The sequence below is a fragment of the Gordonia sp. C13 genome (genome assembly GCF_023218005.1).
GTDB lineage: Bacteria > Actinomycetota > Actinomycetes > Mycobacteriales > Mycobacteriaceae > Gordonia > Gordonia namibiensis.
In genome coordinates this window covers 18,802-34,123 of the sequence record NZ_JALPSY010000022.1, presented here as the reverse complement: position 1 = coordinate 34,123, position 15,322 = coordinate 18,802, and the positions used below count along the sequence as shown (strand labels likewise).

General features: G+C 66.2%; 13 protein-coding genes and 1 pseudogene. 8 read left to right on the top strand and 6 right to left on the bottom strand.

Translation table 11 applies throughout. The annotated features are described in order from the left end of the window. Positions 1 to 13 precede the first annotated feature (13 nt). Positions 14 to 1,483 (bottom strand): sugar porter family MFS transporter, encoded by a 1,470-nt coding sequence (locus M1L58_RS16525; RefSeq protein ID WP_248659760.1) that lies wholly within the window; start codon positions 1,481 to 1,483, stop codon positions 14 to 16. A 177-nt stretch (positions 1,484 to 1,660) separates the two neighbouring features. Next, positions 1,661 to 4,057 (bottom strand): sensor domain-containing protein, encoded by a 2,397-nt coding sequence (locus tag M1L58_RS16520; RefSeq protein WP_248659720.1) that lies wholly within the window; start codon positions 4,055 to 4,057, stop codon positions 1,661 to 1,663. A 292-nt stretch (positions 4,058 to 4,349) separates the two neighbouring features. Between M1L58_RS16520 and M1L58_RS16515 the strand changes: the two genes are divergently transcribed. The 3 genes from M1L58_RS16515 (at position 4,350) to M1L58_RS16505 (ending at position 7,409) form a co-directional block, all read left to right on the top strand. Next, positions 4,350 to 5,507 carry a beta-ketoacyl synthase N-terminal-like domain-containing protein gene (locus M1L58_RS16515; RefSeq protein ID WP_248659719.1) on the top strand — a complete coding sequence of 386 codons (1,158 nt, stop codon included), beginning with the start codon at positions 4,350 to 4,352 and terminating at the stop codon, positions 5,505 to 5,507. 96 nt (positions 5,508 to 5,603) lie between these two features. Further along, the gene (locus M1L58_RS16510) at positions 5,604 to 6,494 is read left to right on the top strand and encodes a hypothetical protein (RefSeq protein WP_248659718.1); all 891 of its coding nucleotides are present in this window, start codon (positions 5,604 to 5,606) and stop codon (positions 6,492 to 6,494) included. A 48-nt stretch (positions 6,495 to 6,542) separates the two neighbouring features. Further along, on the top strand, positions 6,543 to 7,409 hold the full coding sequence (locus tag M1L58_RS16505; RefSeq protein ID WP_248659717.1) for an LLM class F420-dependent oxidoreductase: 867 nt from the start codon (positions 6,543 to 6,545) through the stop codon (positions 7,407 to 7,409). A gap of 124 nt (positions 7,410 to 7,533) precedes the next feature. On the opposite strand, the pseudogene M1L58_RS16500 reads toward M1L58_RS16505, so the two are convergent. The 4 genes and pseudogenes from M1L58_RS16500 to M1L58_RS16485 form a co-directional block, all read right to left on the bottom strand. Next, positions 7,534 to 9,125: pseudogene (locus M1L58_RS16500) on the bottom strand (ABC transporter permease). Position 9,126: 1 nt separating this feature from the next. Beyond that, positions 9,127 to 10,065: an ABC transporter ATP-binding protein gene (locus M1L58_RS16495; RefSeq protein WP_248659716.1), complete on the bottom strand. Its 939-nt coding sequence runs from the start codon at positions 10,063 to 10,065 to the stop codon at positions 9,127 to 9,129. An 81-nt stretch (positions 10,066 to 10,146) separates the two neighbouring features. Then, positions 10,147 to 10,983 (bottom strand): alpha/beta fold hydrolase, encoded by an 837-nt coding sequence (locus tag M1L58_RS16490; protein ID WP_248659715.1) that lies wholly within the window; start codon positions 10,981 to 10,983, stop codon positions 10,147 to 10,149. A gap of 95 nt (positions 10,984 to 11,078) precedes the next feature. After that, positions 11,079 to 11,282 (bottom strand): DUF2945 domain-containing protein, encoded by a 204-nt coding sequence (locus M1L58_RS16485; RefSeq protein ID WP_248659759.1) that lies wholly within the window; start codon positions 11,280 to 11,282, stop codon positions 11,079 to 11,081. Between the two features lie 81 nt (positions 11,283 to 11,363). Between M1L58_RS16485 and M1L58_RS16480 the strand changes: the two genes are divergently transcribed. From M1L58_RS16480 to M1L58_RS16460, 5 genes are all read left to right on the top strand, one after another. Continuing rightward, complete coding sequence (locus M1L58_RS16480; RefSeq protein ID WP_248659714.1) at positions 11,364 to 11,960, top strand: sulfite oxidase-like oxidoreductase; 597 nt, start codon at positions 11,364 to 11,366, stop codon at positions 11,958 to 11,960. Beyond that, a complete protein-coding gene (locus M1L58_RS16475) occupies positions 11,957 to 12,673 on the top strand; it encodes a ferredoxin reductase (protein WP_248659713.1) in 717 nt (238 codons plus the stop codon). Before M1L58_RS16480 ends, M1L58_RS16475 begins: the two co-directional genes overlap by 4 nt. 67 nt (positions 12,674 to 12,740) lie before the next feature. Continuing rightward, positions 12,741 to 13,217: a glutathione peroxidase gene (locus tag M1L58_RS16470; RefSeq protein ID WP_248659712.1), complete on the top strand. Its 477-nt coding sequence runs from the start codon at positions 12,741 to 12,743 to the stop codon at positions 13,215 to 13,217. Between the two features lie 27 nt (positions 13,218 to 13,244). After that, positions 13,245 to 14,153, top strand: a complete 909-nt coding sequence (locus M1L58_RS16465; protein WP_248659711.1) for a DUF1295 domain-containing protein — start codon at positions 13,245 to 13,247, stop codon at positions 14,151 to 14,153. Beyond that, positions 14,150 to 15,307, top strand: coding sequence for an FAD-dependent oxidoreductase (locus M1L58_RS16460; RefSeq protein ID WP_248659710.1), 1,158 nt, complete (start codon positions 14,150 to 14,152; stop codon positions 15,305 to 15,307). Before M1L58_RS16465 ends, M1L58_RS16460 begins: the two co-directional genes overlap by 4 nt. Positions 15,308 to 15,322 lie beyond the last annotated feature (15 nt).

Sequence of the window (15,322 nt, the reverse complement as noted above, 5' to 3'; positions counted from 1 at the left end):
GATGCTCCTCTGGTCATTCCTTGTCGTGTGTTCCGCGGGCGGTGGCCAATCGGGACAACCGCGACTCTGCGACCGAATCCATGTCCTCGAGTTCCAGTCCCTTGGTCTCGTCGACCTTCTTGAAGACGTAGAGGAAGGACGCCGCGGCACAGAAGGCGAAGAAGCCGTAGATGATTCCCAGTCCGACGGAATCGGTCATCGGGGGGAACAGCATCGAGATGGTGAAGTTGGCCAGCCAGTTGACCGCGGTACACACGCCGAGAGCGACGCCGCGGATCCGGTTCGGGAACATCTCCCCCAACATCACCCACATGACCGGACCCCAGGTGGCGGCGAAGGCGACGACGAACAGGTTGGCGCCGATCAACGCGATCACGCCCCACGGATCGGGCAACGACACGTTCTCGCCCTCGCCGATCTGTTGGGTGAACGCCACACTCGCCATCAGGAGCCCGATGAACATGCCCACCGAACCGGCCAGCAGCAGCTTCCGCCGACCGATGCGGTCGACGAACAGGATCGCCACGAAGGTCATGCCCACGTTGATGACCGCGGTGATCACCGACGTCTTGAACGAGTCGCTCTCGGAGAAGCCGACCGACTGCCAGAGCGTCGTCGAGTAGTAGAAGATCGCGTTGATGCCGACGAACTGCTGGAAGACCGCGAGCCAGATGCCGACCCACACCAGCGGATGAAGCCCGAACGACGGGCCGGCGATGTCCTTGATCGAGGTCTTGGACTCCCGCTTGACCGTCAGTTTGATCTCCTTGACGCGGTCGAGCGGATCGCTCTCTCCGGTCACCGTCTGGAGAATGCGAGCGGCTTCCTCGTCCCGGTTGCGGCCCACCAGGTATCGCGGCGATTCCGGGATCAGCAGTGCGAGAACGCCGTAGACGATGGCGGGGACCACGCCGACGAGGAACATCCAGCGCCAGGCCTCCAGGCCCCACCAGAGAGTGTTCGCCGCGCTGCCGGCGCTGTTGGCCAGGACGGCATCCGACAGCAGTGCCGCGAAGATACCCGTGGTGATGGCCAGCTGCTGCATCGAGGCGAGTGCGCCGCGGTACCGGGCCGGAGCGATCTCGGAGATGTAGGCGGGCGCGATGACCGACGCGATGCCGATACCGATACCGCCGAGAACGCGCCAGAGCAGCAGATCCGGGATCGTCTGTGTGTAGGCGGTACCGATCGCCGAGATGATGAACAGCGCCGAGCCGAGCAGCATCACGCGCTTGCGGCCCCAGACGTCGGCGAGTCGCCCGGCGAACCAGGCGCCGAGCGCGCAACCGAGCAGCGCGATCGCAACAGCGAAACCCGTCATCAGTTTGCCGAGACCGAAATTCGATTCGATCGAGTCGACGGCGCCGTTGACCACCGAACTGTCGAAGCCGAAGAGGAAACCACCGACGGCCGCGGCGACCGTGACGCCGATGACCTTTGCGGTGTGTTGTTCGGCGATCTCTCGCTGCTGCGGGTCGGCCATCACCTGACCCCGATCGCCGGTGTGGTGCAGCACGAATCCTGGGACATGTCCGTGACCTCGCTGTCCGGTTGCATGGTCGTCGTCTCCGACGTTTTCGCGCTCAATCTACTCGGGCGGTGAGGCCGGGCGGCGCACATCCGAGCACGCGTCGGTATCGATCTGGTCTGGATCGCCGGGTCAGGACTCGTCCGGGGTACCGGGCGTGGTCGAGATCACCGACGTCCCGGTCAGTATCTCGACGAGCGGTTTCGGTCGTCCGTAGTGGTATCCCTGCGCGAGGTCGCAGCCGACGGCTGCGATCGTGGCTGCCTGGTCAGCGGTCTCGATTCCCTCGGCGATCACACGGACCCCCATCGCGTGGGCGACGTCGACGATGCCGGCGAGGATCGTGCGTGCGCTCGGATTCTCCCCGAGGGCGTCGACGAATGCCTTGGCGGTCTTCAGGATGCCGACCGGCAGCCGGTACAGCTCGCTGAGTGAGGAAGCGCCGGTACCGAAATCGTCGAGCGAGATGCTGATGCCGAGAGCCCGGATGGCGTGCAGCAGGTTCAGCAGGCCGCTCTCGAGCGGCGCGAGTGCGCTCTCGGTGATCTCCAGGCACAGGGAGCGGGGATCCATCCCGGTCTTTGCACACGTCTCGCGGAGACAGTGGAGAAACTCCTCGTTGGTGAGTTCACGCCTGGATGCGTTGACGCACAGCATCACCTGCCGCAGTTGTGGTGTTCCGGCCACCTCGGCGCAGGCCGTGGCGAGGACATGGGCGCCGACCTTGTCGATGAGCGTGGATTGCTCTGCCAGAGGGATGAACTCGGTGGGCGGGATCGAGCCGAGTTCGGGATGATTCCATCGCAGGAGGGCCTCGAGTGCAACGAGTTGCCCGCTCTCGGTGGAGACGATCGGCTGGTAGTGGATCTCCAGCTGGGAAGGGTCGGAGACCAGCGCGCGCCGGAGTTCTTCTTCGATCCGCTGACGGCGCTGGAGCTCTTCGCGGTGATGCGTCCGGAACTGGACATATGGTTCCCGAGATGCCTTGCGCGCCTGGTACAGGGCGATGTCGGCGTCCCGCAGGAGGTCCGCGGGTGTGGAGCGGTCGCCGGCGGCCACGGTGGCGACGCCGATGCTCACGCGCACCGTCAGGGGTTCGCTGCGGTCGGTCACGCTCACCGGCGGTCTGATCGCGGCTCGTATCGACTCGATCTGGCGGTCGATCTCTGCCGGCGTGCTCGCCTTCGTGTGGGTGGTGACCAGGACGAATTCGTCTCCGCCGATCCGCCCCACCGCGCCTTCCCGGGGCGTCGCACCCGCAAGTCGTTGGGCGACGGTGTGCAAGACCTCGTCGCCGACGGCGTGACCAAGCGAGTCGTTCACGAGTTTGAAGTTGTCGAGATCGATGTAATATATTGCAACGCAATCGGTGTCGTGATCGGTAAGTGCCTCCATGTGCGACTCGAGTTCGTTGAGGATCCCGGCCCGGTTGTACAGCCGGGTCAGCGGATCGTGGACCGCGTCCCACGCCAGCCGGGTGCGCTCGCGGTAGCGCTCGGTGATGTCGGCGAATGACACCAGCACGACCGCTTCCGTGGTGTCGTCGTCGATCGGTCGGCAGCTGCACGACAACCACCGCTCGCCACCCGGCGTGTTGATCGTCGCCGTGGCATCGGTGATCGCAGTCCGCGTCCGCAGGCAGCGGACGATCGGCGACTCACCGTCGACGAAGTCGAGCGGCAGATCGTGGACGAACGAACCGGGAACGCCCTGCGGGCCGAGCATGGTCGCCGCCGCGGGATTCGCGAGTTCGATCCTGCCGTCCGCCCGAACCACGACGACCGCCTGATGGAGTGCGGCGAGGATGGTGCCCAGGCGTTCGATCAGCGGTCTGCGGGTGGGCTCGGCGACGATCAGGAAGCCGTCGTCCATCGACGTGACCGAGATATGGGCGAGGAAGGTCCGGTTGTTGTCCGCGCGGCGGTGGAGCTGGTCGACCGTGCCGCCCAGGGCCACCGCGGCCCGGACGTCGAGGTTGCCGCCCGTGACCGAACCCAGCTCGCGACCCACGGCGTCGTCGGCGGTGATGCCGTACATCTGCTCCGCCGCGGGATTCCACGACCGCACCGTCATGTTCCGGTCGACGGCGATCACAGCGTTGCTGACATGATCGAGCAGCGCCGCCTGACGTCGCAGTGCCGCTTCGATGGCCTTTTGCGCGGTGATGTCGCGCAGTATCACCTGATACGCCGGTTTGTCGTGCCAGACGGTGCGAACCGAGGTGACCTCCATCGGACGCGACACGCCATGGGCGTCGACCATCACGACTTCCTCCGGATACGTCGCCGCGCCGGCTTCGTCGCCCATGCTGACGATCCGCTCGATCATGTGCGGGAGTTCGTCGGGGTGGACGAAGTCGGTGATCGGGCGGCCGAGCATCTCCTCCCGGTCGGCGACCCGGGCGAAGTCGAGCGCCGCGGAGTTCACGTACACGATGACACCGTCCTGGTGTACGGCGATCGCGTCCGGGCTCAGTTCGAGGAGAAGGCGATAGCGTTCGGCCACCGCGGCATCGTTGGATCGGGTCATGGGCTCGGCATGGGGTGCGACGAGATCACTGTGGCCACCGTCCGTAGGCATCGATTCCGGCACTGCGTCAGTCCCTCCCCCCGGCCTTGCTCCAACCCCGCCGTCCATGTTCCCCAAAAAGGGGGTGTCGGGTGGGCTAAAACGACGCAGAGTCGTGCGAAAGTCGAGTGGAAACCCCGTCCGTCGCGAAATGAGTCGATTGCCGCTCTCTGGGGGATTCTTGAGGTGGCGTTCGGTCAGATGACCTCGCAGAACTACCGACAATTCAAAAATCCATGAAGAGGGTTCACCAATGACGAATCATCGATCGACCATTTCGGGTGTGGGGGCCGTGACCGGATACGGCTGGGGTAGAGAGGCCTTGTGGAACGGCCTGGTCTCCGGGAAGTCCGCAGCCGCGTTGCACGAGGGCTTCGGTTCCGGGGACGACGGTGGCCCGGGATGGATAGTGCGCGTGCCGGAGGGCGGCGACCAGGCCGACGGGAACACCCGCTTCGCCCGCGCAATGCGAAGTGCGGCGCGGGAAGCCATCGAGGACGCGATCGCACACGGTTGGCGCGCCGGTTCGCGGGTCGGTTTGGTGCACGCCTGCGTGCTCGGCGATCTCGACATGTATCCGATGGTGACCTCCGGTGCAGGGCAGTACACCGGCCGGCAGTATCTGTCGGTGACACCGTCCACGCCGGTGTCGCTGCTCATGCAGGAGTACGGCTTTCACGGTCCGGCAATGAACGTGTCGGCGATGTGCACATCGGGTTCGGCGGCGATCGTGACGGCAAAGTCATGGCTTGACGCCGATCTCGTCGACGACGTCCTGGTGGTCGCCACAGATCTGTCGGCCAGACCGGAAGTGGTCGGCATGTTCGTCCAACTCGGCGTCGCCATCACCGATACCGACGCACTCGACGCCTGTCGTCCGTTCCAGGAAGGCAGCCGGGGCTTCACCTTCGGCGAAGCGGCCATCGCTTTCACGATGACCAACCGCGAGACCGAAGGTTACGCAGATGTGTTGGGCGGGGCCATGTCCCACGACGCCTACCACGTCACCTCGATCGATCCGCAGCTCACGAACGTCGTCGGTTGTGTGGAACAGGCGCTGTCGACCGCCGGTCTCTCCGGGGACGAGATCCGGTACCTGAACGCGCATGGTCCCGGAACCCGGCAATGTGACCGCGCCGAGGCGACCATCGCCGAGACGATGCTGCCCAACAGTGAGGTCTTCTCCGTCAAACCCCTTGCCGGGCACTGCCAGGGCGCAGCGGGTGCGGTTGAGCTGGCCGCGTCGCTGCTCGGATACGACCGGGGTGAGATCCCGGCGCCACCGAGTGTTTCCGACGGCATCCCACAACTTCTCGACGGACTGACGCCTTTGGATGCGGGCCCCACACTGAAGACCTCCCTGGGCATGGGGGGCCACAACTCGGCGGTGGTGATCGCACCCCAGGTCTGACCCGGGATCGCCGCGATCAGGCGCCTATCAGCACTTTTTGCGAACGTATTTCGCCAGATCGGTGCGGAACCACCAGGAAAGCCCCACAATTCAGACATGTCGAACGCGCCGGAGAACTCGGCGGCTGACCGACCGGCTTCGGGAACCGGGCCGGAGTCGGGAGCGCGTCGTGTACTGACAGCTTTTCTGAACTCCCCCTTCGCGGGAATGTCGCCATGGATCGTGATGGCACTGGTGACGGGCCCGGGCCGCTTCGAAGAAGCAGCGGCCTCGGCATTGGCCCTGTCGTTGCTCCTCGTCGTGGGGACTCACCGCCGCGGCAGCAGCTTCAAACTGCTCGAGTTGTTCGACGTCGCCTACTTCGCGGCGATGGCCGGTCTCGCTCTGTTCGCCTCGGCCGGCGTCATCGGTTGGCTGGAGCAATGGGGCGGCGAGATGACCAACATCGCGTTGGTCGCCTTCGCCCTCGGCTCGATCATCGTGCGCCGGCCGTTCACCCTGCAGTACGCCCGAGAAACCACCGAGAAGGAACTCTGGACGAGTCCGCTGTTCCTGCGGATCAACTACGTCATCACGTGGGCGTGGGTCGTCGGGTTCGCGGTCGGAGCGATCTCGGGTGCCGTCGGGGATCTGGTGCTCGACGATTCGAACAACTTCTGGACGGGCTGGATCATCCAGATCGGCGGCATCATCTTCGCCGTCTCGTTCACGGAGTTCTACCCCGACTACGCCACCTACCACGCTGCCCTGCGCGAAGGATGGCTCACGGACGAGACACCGCAGAGCATGCTCCACCTGTTCGACTGGGTGCCCGGCTACGTGCTTGCCATCGGCATCGCCGGTCTGCTGACCGAGGAGTTGAGCGCGGTGGCCGGGATCATCGTGATCGTCGTCGGCGCGGTCGGTATCAAGGTGTTCCGACAGCTGACCACCGCTTTCGACGCCCGCCTGGCCCAGACGGCACCGGGAACATCGACCAAGGCGTGAACCGGTGCTCGTACCCTGACGCCGGATGTCGTCGGTAGGGTCGAGAACATGAATCTCGACGGGGTTGGAATCTGGAGTTCGCCACTACGCTATGGAGACGCCGGGGAGGCCGCGGAAGCCGCAGCCGAGCTCGACGAGTTGGGCTTCACCGCCCTGTGGATCCCCGACGTCGGTGGCCCTGTTCTCGACTCGGTGCGCAACCTCCTCGGTGCCACCAAGAAGGCCGTGATCGCCACCGGCATCCTCAACATGTGGATGCACGAACCACACGATGTCGCTGCGGCGCACGCGAGTTTCGCCGACGAGTTCGGTCCCCGGTTCCTTCTCGGCCTGGGTATCAGCCACGCACCGCTGATCGACGCAAAGGAGGCGGGTCGCTACCAGAAGCCGCTGGCCACGACCCGTGCGTTCCTCGACGGACTCGATTCCGCGCCGACGCCGGTACCGGCGGACAGCCGGGTTCTTGCGGCCCTCGGACCGAAAATGCTCCGACTCGCCGCAGACCGCACACTCGGTGCACACCCGTACCTGGTGACACCGGACCACACCGCGACCGCACGTGAAACCCTCGGCGCCGGGCCGCTACTCGCACCCGAGCAGACCGCCATCTTCGCCGCAGACCGCGACGAGGCACGTTCGATCGGCACCAAGTGGCTCACGGGCTACCTCGCCATGCCGAACTACGCCAACAACCTCCGCCGCCTCGGTTTCACCGACGAGGACCTCGACACGGTCAGCGATCGGTTGTTCGACGCCCTGATCGTCTGGGGTGACGAGTCGGCGATCCTGGGCCGCATCGACGAGCACCGCTCCGCCGGTGCCGACCATGTCTGCGTCCAGGTCCTCCAGAAGGACCACCGCGGGTTCCCGCGGGAGCAGTGGCGTCGCCTCGCGGAGGCTCTCGGCCAGAACTGATCACGTTGCGTTGTGTCCCGGTCTCCGAGACACAACGCAACCTGTCTTCGGGGCCACCACGCGGATCTCGGTATGACGTCGAGCCCGGAACCCGGGCTCGACGTCATACGCATCCGAATGCCCCTCACGGGATGTCGCGGCGTCGGAAACCGGCGAAGCCCATCAGCAGGAACCCGACGGTCACCAGGCCGATCCACAACAGGCCCCACCAGTCCGTACCGGTGGCGGCCACGTCCGGAACGTGATGAAACGGGCTGAAACCCAGTGCCCAGCCGGGCAGTTGAAGCTCGGCCCCAGGATAGTCATCACGAAGGACACCAGCACGCCGAGCCAGATCGCCGGCCGGGCCATGGGGCGGGCCCCGATCACCGCGACCGCAAAGGCGATGACCGCCCACGTTGCCGGGACCGTCACGACCGCCTGCAGCAGCGCGTTCCCGAAGCCGATGCCGATGTCGGCGGTCGACGCGAAGACACAGACCACCACCCCCGCGAGCAACAGGAACACCCCCGACGCCAGGAACGCCACCAGCACGCTCGCGGCGAAGTAGCGGACGCGGGCAACCGATGTGGCGAGAACCGCTTCGGTTCGGTCCTCGAGTTCCTCGGTGCGCACACGGTTGACGATCTGCACACCCGCTACCGAGGCGATGATCCCGACCAGGCTCAAGATCGTCGTGACGAACGCCGAAATCAGGTCGGCCGGCGACGCGGCACCGGACGCGAAGACCATCGCCAGCGCCGGATTCGTCTCCAGCAGACTCTTGACCGATCGGGTGAAGTAGCCGAAGACGACGCCGAGTCCGATGAAGGCCACCGACCACGATGCGATGGATGCTCGGTTGAGTCGGATGGCGAGGGCCGTCGGCGATCCGATCCGGCCCCTCCGCGGGCCCGGTTTCGGCGGGATCAGTCCCTGCCCGAAGTCCCGCGAGACCTGCAGCGCGAAGCCCACTCCGGCCACCACGACCGCGAATGCGACCCCGAGTCCCAGCGGCCACCAGTGGTCGCCGGTCGCCGGCCGCGTCTCCTGGATCCAGCCGAGTGGGTTGGCCCAGGTCGTCCAGGTCGGTGCGCTGACCGAGTAGAGGAACCCACGGAGGATGAACAGCACACCGAGCAGTGACACCGAAATGGTCGTCGCCGCACGGGCATCGGCGCCCACTTGTGCACTGACCACCGCGACCGCGGCGAACATCCAACCGGTGACGGTGAATCCGGCACCGAGCAACATCGACGGGCCCCAGGCGCCGCCGCACAGACCGGTGGTCACGCCGGACACGACGCCGATCGCCACCGAGCACATCATCGCCATCACCAGCGCAACCAGCAGTCGCGACGACCTACCGAGAACACCAGATGCCAGTAGTTCGGCCTGACCCGAGTCCTCTTGTCCGCGACTGGCCTTGACGACGACGAAGATCGCACCGAGCGCCGCGATGAACCCACCGAGGGCGAGGCTGCGCCACGCGGTGAAGCCGTCGGTCGTCGACAGGTCGTAGGCGGGACCGAAGATCAGTCCCAGCGCCGGGTTGGCCCCGACCGTCGCCGCGAACGCCTTTCGTTCCAGCGCATCGGGAAACAGCCACGGGTACACGAGGACCGACGACACCGCCAACGCAGTCGGTAGCACGATCCACGGGGCGAAGGTTCTTCCCTCGTGGTGCAGCGACGCCTTCAACAGTGGTCGTGTACCGGCGATCGAGGCGGCGGTCATCTCACCGCTCCCCCGGCATCGCACCTTCGGCTTCATAGAGCCGGAGGAACAGGCTCTCCAGCGACGGCGGCTCGACGGTCAGCGACCGTAGGCCGCACGACGTCAGCATCGCCATCGCGTCGCCGATCCGGTCCGAATCGACTGTGGCACCGAGACGGTGACCGTCGACGGTGACATCATGAAGTTCGGCGAGCTGTTCATCGGAGGGGACGGTGTCGAGGTCGGCACGGACCGACGTACGGGTGTGGCCGCGAAGGTCGGCAAGAGTGCCCGTGGCGACGATCGCGCCGTCGCGGATGATGCTGAGTCGATCGGCGAGGGTCTCGGCCTCAGCGAGGATGTGGCTCGACAGCAGGACCGTCGTACCACGGGATTTCGCCTCGCCGACCACGTCCTGGAAGACGCTTTCCATCAACGGATCCAGGCCCGAGGTCGGCTCGTCGAGAATCAGCAGTTCGACGTCGGATGCCAGCGCAGCGACGATCGCCACCTTCTGGCGGTTGCCCTTCGAGTACTGGCGTCCCCGCTTGGTGGTGTCGAGTTCGAAACGTCGGACGAGATCGGCACGACGCTCCTCGTCGAGTCCACCGCGCATCGCGCCGAGGAGATCGATCATCTCGCCGCCGGTCATCGACGGCCACAAGGAGACGTCGCCGGGGACGTAGGCCAGCCGGCGATGGAGTTCGACGACGTCGCGCCAGGGATCGCCGCCCAGTAGGCGGACCTCGCCCGCGTCGGCGCGCAAGAGACCGAGCAGCACGCGGATCGTCGTCGACTTGCCGGCTCCGTTGGGGCCCAGAAAACCGTGGACCTCGCCGCGACGGACCGTCAGGTCGAGCCCTCGCAGTGCCTCGAACCTGCCGAACGACTTGCGCAGACCACGGACGTCAACGGCGAGGTCGGCAGGTGTCCCGGTGGCGTCGAACACTCCGCTGGGCATGGCGAACCTCCAGGATCGACGATCGCCCTGATCGTTGCACAGCAGCTGGTGAGGTAGGCCCGAATCGAGACCGAGTCGGCCCTAAGCGGTGGCGGCCTTCTCGATCACCGCGGCCACCGCGGCCGGGTGAGAGACCATCGACACGTGGGAGGCGTCGACCTCCGACGTGTGTCCGGGCGCTGCGCGTGACGCCATGAAGCGCTGGAGCGCAGGCGGGATCACGCGGTCCTGTCGCGACACCAGGTACCAGCTCGGCACCCGCGTCCACGACGCCGGACCGGAGGGTTCGAGATTGGCGACGAGTGCCGCGGACTTCTGATGCGCGAACATGTCAGCAGCAGTCGCGGCGCTCACGTCCTGGGCGAAGACCTCACGGAAGTACGGCTTCGCGATGTAACCGTCGGCGTTCCGCCCGGCCACGCCCGTAGGATCGTCGACCACCTTGACCTGCAACGCCGGTGGGAGGAGTCGGCTGCCGGGATAGACGATGGGGTTCAGCAAGCCTTGAACGAACTCGCCCGGCGCCGGCGCGAAGGCGGCGATGTAGACGTTGGCGCTGACGTCTGGGTCGTCGACATTGGTGACGACGAAGCCGCCGTAGGAGTGACCGACCAGCACGATCGGACCGTCGATCGTGGCGAGTTTCTTCTCCAGCAGCGCCGAATCGTGGGCGGGCCCACGCAGCAGATTGTCGAACCGTTGAACGGCATAACCCTTCGACGACAGCCGGGTCGCGACGCCATCCCAGCCGGTAGAGTCCGCGAAGGCTCCGTGTACCAGCACGATCGTCGGGGTCGGCGCGGCGGAGGCGGACGAAATGGACACCGTTGTCGCCAGGAGGGCGGCGAGAACAGAGAGCAACGCCAACGCGTTCTGGCGCAGGGCTTTTCGTATGGGATGGGGTGAGTCGGTGGCCATGGGACAACCCTTCGTGCGCGACGGATTCGGCCCCGACGGTTTTCGACGATACGCGGTTCGCCGTGGTTATTCGAGGTCTCGCGGCCTGGCGGCGCCTACTTCTTGGACAGCGATGACTCCTTGTGTGCCGCCTTGGCACCGGTCTTCGACGACTTCACGATCCAATACGGTTCGTCTTCACTGGCTTTGAACTTCTGCCCTTCGAAGGTGAACTCCTTGGTGCGCTTCTCCTCCGCGGTCCCCTCGGTCTCACCCTGCGAGGTGTTCCAACGGACGGTGTCGTTCTCACTGATCGCCATCATCCGGAATGCCCACGGGTAGCGCTCGGCCAAACCTCATCGTCCGGCCGCCCGGGACGCCTGCGCGTAGACTCCGCCACCATGGCGATCGTCAACCGAGGCTTCGTGGGCCGCCGCGACCGCGATGTCCGCCGTCTGCCCCCGGGCCAGTACACGACCCTCGACTTCCCGGTGTTGTCGGCCGAGCCCACACCATCGGTGCCGCTGGAGAAGTGGTCGCTCGCCGTCCAGTCCGCCGAACATCGTGCCGCGACGTTCACCTGGGAACAGTTTCAGGCGTTGACCCACGATGAGATCACCACCGACATCCATTGCGTCACAAGGTGGTCGAAGTTCGCGACGCGCTGGCGCGGGGTCTCTTTCGACACCCTTCTCGGTGCACTGCCGTTCGAACCGGCCCCGTACGTCATGGCGCACTGCTACGGCGGGTACACCACCAACGTTCCGCTCGCCGACCTGACCGGCGGACAGGGCTGGATCGCCGACACCTACGACGGCGAACCGCTGGCATCCGAGCACGGCGGGCCCGCCCGGCTCCTCGTGCCCCACCTCTATTTCTGGAAGAGCGCGAAGTGGATTCGGCGCCTTCGGTTCATGCCCGAGGACACCCCGGGTTTCTGGGAGGAGCGCGGGTACCACATGTACGGCGACCCCTGGCGTGAGCAGCGGTACTCGTGACCGACTGGCTGCTGACGACGGTCACGTCCGTCGTCGACATCACCCCGTCCGCTCGGACGCTGCGGTTGTCACTCCCCGAGCCTCTCCACGTGCTGCCCGGCCAGCATGTCGACATCCGACTCACCGCCGAGGACGGTTACTCGACTGCCCGCACCTACTCGGTGTCGGACGCCCGGGAGACACGGTCGATCGAGGTCACCGTCGAACGTCTCGACGACGGGGAGGTGTCGCCGTATCTGGTCGACGTGGTGGAGGTCGGCGACCCGCTGGAGATCAGCGGCCCGCACGGCTGGTACTTCACGTGGGCTTCCGGCGACGACCGCCCGGTGCAACTCATCGGCGGCGGATCCGGGGTCGCGCCACTCATGTCGATGATCCGGAGCCGCGAGGTCGAGGCGCCGCTGACGCCCTTCAACCTGGTCTACTCGGTGCGCAGCCCCGAACGCGTCTACTACCGCGACGAGATCCGGCAGCTCATCGAACACCGGCGGATGGATCTCCACGTGATCCACACGCGTGTCGCGCCCGCGGGGTCGACGAGACCGCCGGGGCGCCTGGAATCCGGGGAACTGGCGGCACTCACACTGGATCCCTCGCGCTCCCCGACCGTGTACATCTGCGGGCCGAACCGGTTCGTCGAGGACTCTGCGAAGTGGATGGTCGACGCCGGTCACGAACCGTCCCGGATCCGCACGGAGCGATTCGGCGACTGACACGACGCAGCCCGCGGGTCCGGTTCATTGCCTGCTGCTGTGCGCCGACCGGAAGTAGCGTGGCGACATGACTTCCGCGTATGACTTCACCGCGACCGGGATCGACGGCCGACCGGTCGACCTCTCGACGTTCCGGGGCAACCCCCTTCTCATCGTGAACACCGCGTCGAAGTGCGGCTTCACGCCGCAATACCAGGGGCTCGAGACGCTGCATCGTGACTACCAGGATCAGGGACTGCGAGTACTCGGCTTTCCGTGCGACCAGTTCGCTCATCAGGAGCCCGGCAACGAAGAAGAGATCAAGAACTTCTGCTCGCTGACCTACGACGTCACCTTCCCGATGTTCGCCAAGGTCGACGTGAACGGACCCGACGCCCACCCTCTCTTCGAATGGCTGCGGACACAGAAGTCGGGAGTCTTCGGCGGGCGGATCAAGTGGAACTTCACCAAGTTCCTGGTGAATCGCGACGGTATCGTCGTCGAACGCTTCGCGCCGGCGACCAAACCCGAAAAACTGGTCGGGTCCATCGAGAAACAACTGTGACCCGCAGACGAAAAGGGACGAGACATCGTGAGCCGGACAACGTCGTTCGTGCGTGTGATCATCGCCTACGTGGTGGCACTCGGGGTCGCCGCCGCGTGGTTGTGGCTGGGGCCCGACACCGGCCACCTGTGGCTCGACACCCTCATCGCCGACCTCGGGGGGACGCTGGTGATCTTCGGCTTCAGCCGCTGGTACGCGAACTCGAGCATGTACGACGCCTACTGGAGTGTCATTCCACCCGTGCTGCTCGTGTACTGGTGGGCTGCAGGCGATGTCGGCGTCGATGCCGTGCACTGCTGGGTCATCGCCGTCGTCGTCGGGGTGTGGGCGATCCGGCTGACCGCCAACTGGGCGACCGGGTGGCCGGGTCTGGACCACGAGGACTGGCGCTACGGGATGCTCAAGGAGCGTGCCGGTGGTGCGGCGATCGTCGTCGACCTGTTCGCCATCCACGTCATCCCCACCATCCAGGTGTTCCTGGGCATGGTCCCGGTATATGTGGCGGTGACGCATACGGGTTCGACGCTCGCCTGGCTGACCGCACTGGGCGCAGTCGTGGGGTTCGCCGCGGTCGCCCTCGAGTACGTCGCGGACGCGCAGCTGCGTCGCTTCACGGCACATCGCGCGCCGGGAGCGGTCCTGGACACCGGCGTCTGGTCGTGGTCCCGGCACCCGAACTACTTCGGCGAGTTCTCCTTCTGGGTTGCGATGGCGCTGTTCGGGATCGCCGCCGCACCCTCCGACTGGTGGTGGTTGCTCGTGGGTGTCGTGGTGATGCTGGCGATGTTCCTCGGCGCGAGTATCCCGATGATGGAGCAGCGCAGCCTCTCACGACGCCCCGGTTACGCCGACGTCGTCGCCCGGGTGTCGCTGTTCGTACCCCGGCCGCCGCGCGGTGCCCGACCACCGCAATCCACCGAGCGCATCCCGGGATGACCCGACCCCGCGTCGTCATCGCCGGCCTCGGTGACACGGGAGTACTGACCGCGATCCATCTGTCCGGGCACGCCGACGTCGTCGGGATCTCGTCGAAGCCCGGGCTGGTCAGCGGTCAGGAACTCGGGCTACGTCTCAGCCGGCCAGAGGCCTGGGCCCGCGACTACCGGATCCCGTTCGATCGGTTCCGCAAGCTGGACGGTGTTCGTACGATCCACGGATCGTTGACCGCGGCCGACCTCGACGGACGAACGGTGACGGTCACCGGTACCGACGGAACCGAGCACGTCGAACCGTTCGACGCCCTGGTGATCGCAACCGGTCTCCGCAACGGCTTCTGGCGCCGCCCGGGCCTCCAGTCACCGGCTGACGTCGACCGTGACCTCGCCGCGGCGCATTCCCGGCTGGCGGAGGCGGATTCGATCGTGGTGATCGGGGGTGGCGCCGCCGCGGTGAGTTCCGCCGCCAACCTGGCCGCGACGTGGCCGGACAAGCAGATCGACCTCTACCACCCCGGCGACCGCGCATTACTCCGTCACCACCGTCGGACCTGGCAGAACGTGTCGGCGCGCCTGCGCAGCCTGGGCGTCGGAGTACATGGCGGGCACCGAGCGCAGGTACCCGACGGTTTCGCCTGCGATGAGCTCACCACCGGACCCGTGCGATGGTCCACCGGGCAACAACCCGTGCAGGCCGATGCGGTGCTCTGGGCAATCGGTCGGGTCACCCCGAACTCGGAGTGGCTGCCCGCGGAGATCCTCGATGCTCAAAGGTTCGTCCGTGTGACACCGGAACTGCGGGTTCCCGGCCACGAGCTCGTCTACGCCGTCGGGGACATCGCCGCGACGGATGCTCTTCGGAGCTCGGCACGCAACCGCGCCGACCGGCTGCTCGCCCACAACATCCGCGCGGACCTGTCAGGTCGGCCCGGCCGCGCACGAAGCTATGTGCCGCCCCGGCGACGGTGGGGGTCGGTTCTCGGCGCGCAGCATGACGGCTTGCAGGTGTTCGCGCCGAACGGTCGGGCATTCCGATTTCCCGCGTGGTCGGTGGACGCGGTACTGCAGCCGTTGATCGTGCGGCGGGGAATCTACGGCGGGATTCGAGAAGCCGATTCTCTGCCGTCTGCAGATGGTCGGCGGCGTCGCACCTGAAAGGTCATCTTCCGC

Bases quoted from the DNA above. Each gene is read 5' to 3' on its own strand.
- M1L58_RS16525 (WP_248659760.1), bottom strand. From the start codon at position 1,483: ATGGCCGACCCGCAGCAGCGAGAGATCGCCGAACAACACACCGCAAAG.
- M1L58_RS16520 (WP_248659720.1), bottom strand. From the start codon at position 4,057: ATGACCCGATCCAACGATGCCGCGGTGGCCGAACGCTATCGCCTTCTC.
- M1L58_RS16515 (WP_248659719.1), top strand. From the start codon at position 4,350: ATGACGAATCATCGATCGACCATTTCGGGTGTGGGGGCCGTGACCGGA.
- M1L58_RS16510 (WP_248659718.1), top strand. From the start codon at position 5,604: ATGTCGAACGCGCCGGAGAACTCGGCGGCTGACCGACCGGCTTCGGGA.
- M1L58_RS16505 (WP_248659717.1), top strand. From the start codon at position 6,543: ATGAATCTCGACGGGGTTGGAATCTGGAGTTCGCCACTACGCTATGGA.
- M1L58_RS16495 (WP_248659716.1), bottom strand. From the start codon at position 10,065: ATGCCCAGCGGAGTGTTCGACGCCACCGGGACACCTGCCGACCTCGCC.
- M1L58_RS16490 (WP_248659715.1), bottom strand. From the start codon at position 10,983: ATGGCCACCGACTCACCCCATCCCATACGAAAAGCCCTGCGCCAGAAC.
- M1L58_RS16485 (WP_248659759.1), bottom strand. From the start codon at position 11,282: ATGGCGATCAGTGAGAACGACACCGTCCGTTGGAACACCTCGCAGGGT.
- M1L58_RS16480 (WP_248659714.1), top strand. From the start codon at position 11,364: ATGGCGATCGTCAACCGAGGCTTCGTGGGCCGCCGCGACCGCGATGTC.
- M1L58_RS16470 (WP_248659712.1), top strand. From the start codon at position 12,741: ATGACTTCCGCGTATGACTTCACCGCGACCGGGATCGACGGCCGACCG.
- M1L58_RS16460 (WP_248659710.1), top strand. From the start codon at position 14,150: ATGACCCGACCCCGCGTCGTCATCGCCGGCCTCGGTGACACGGGAGTA.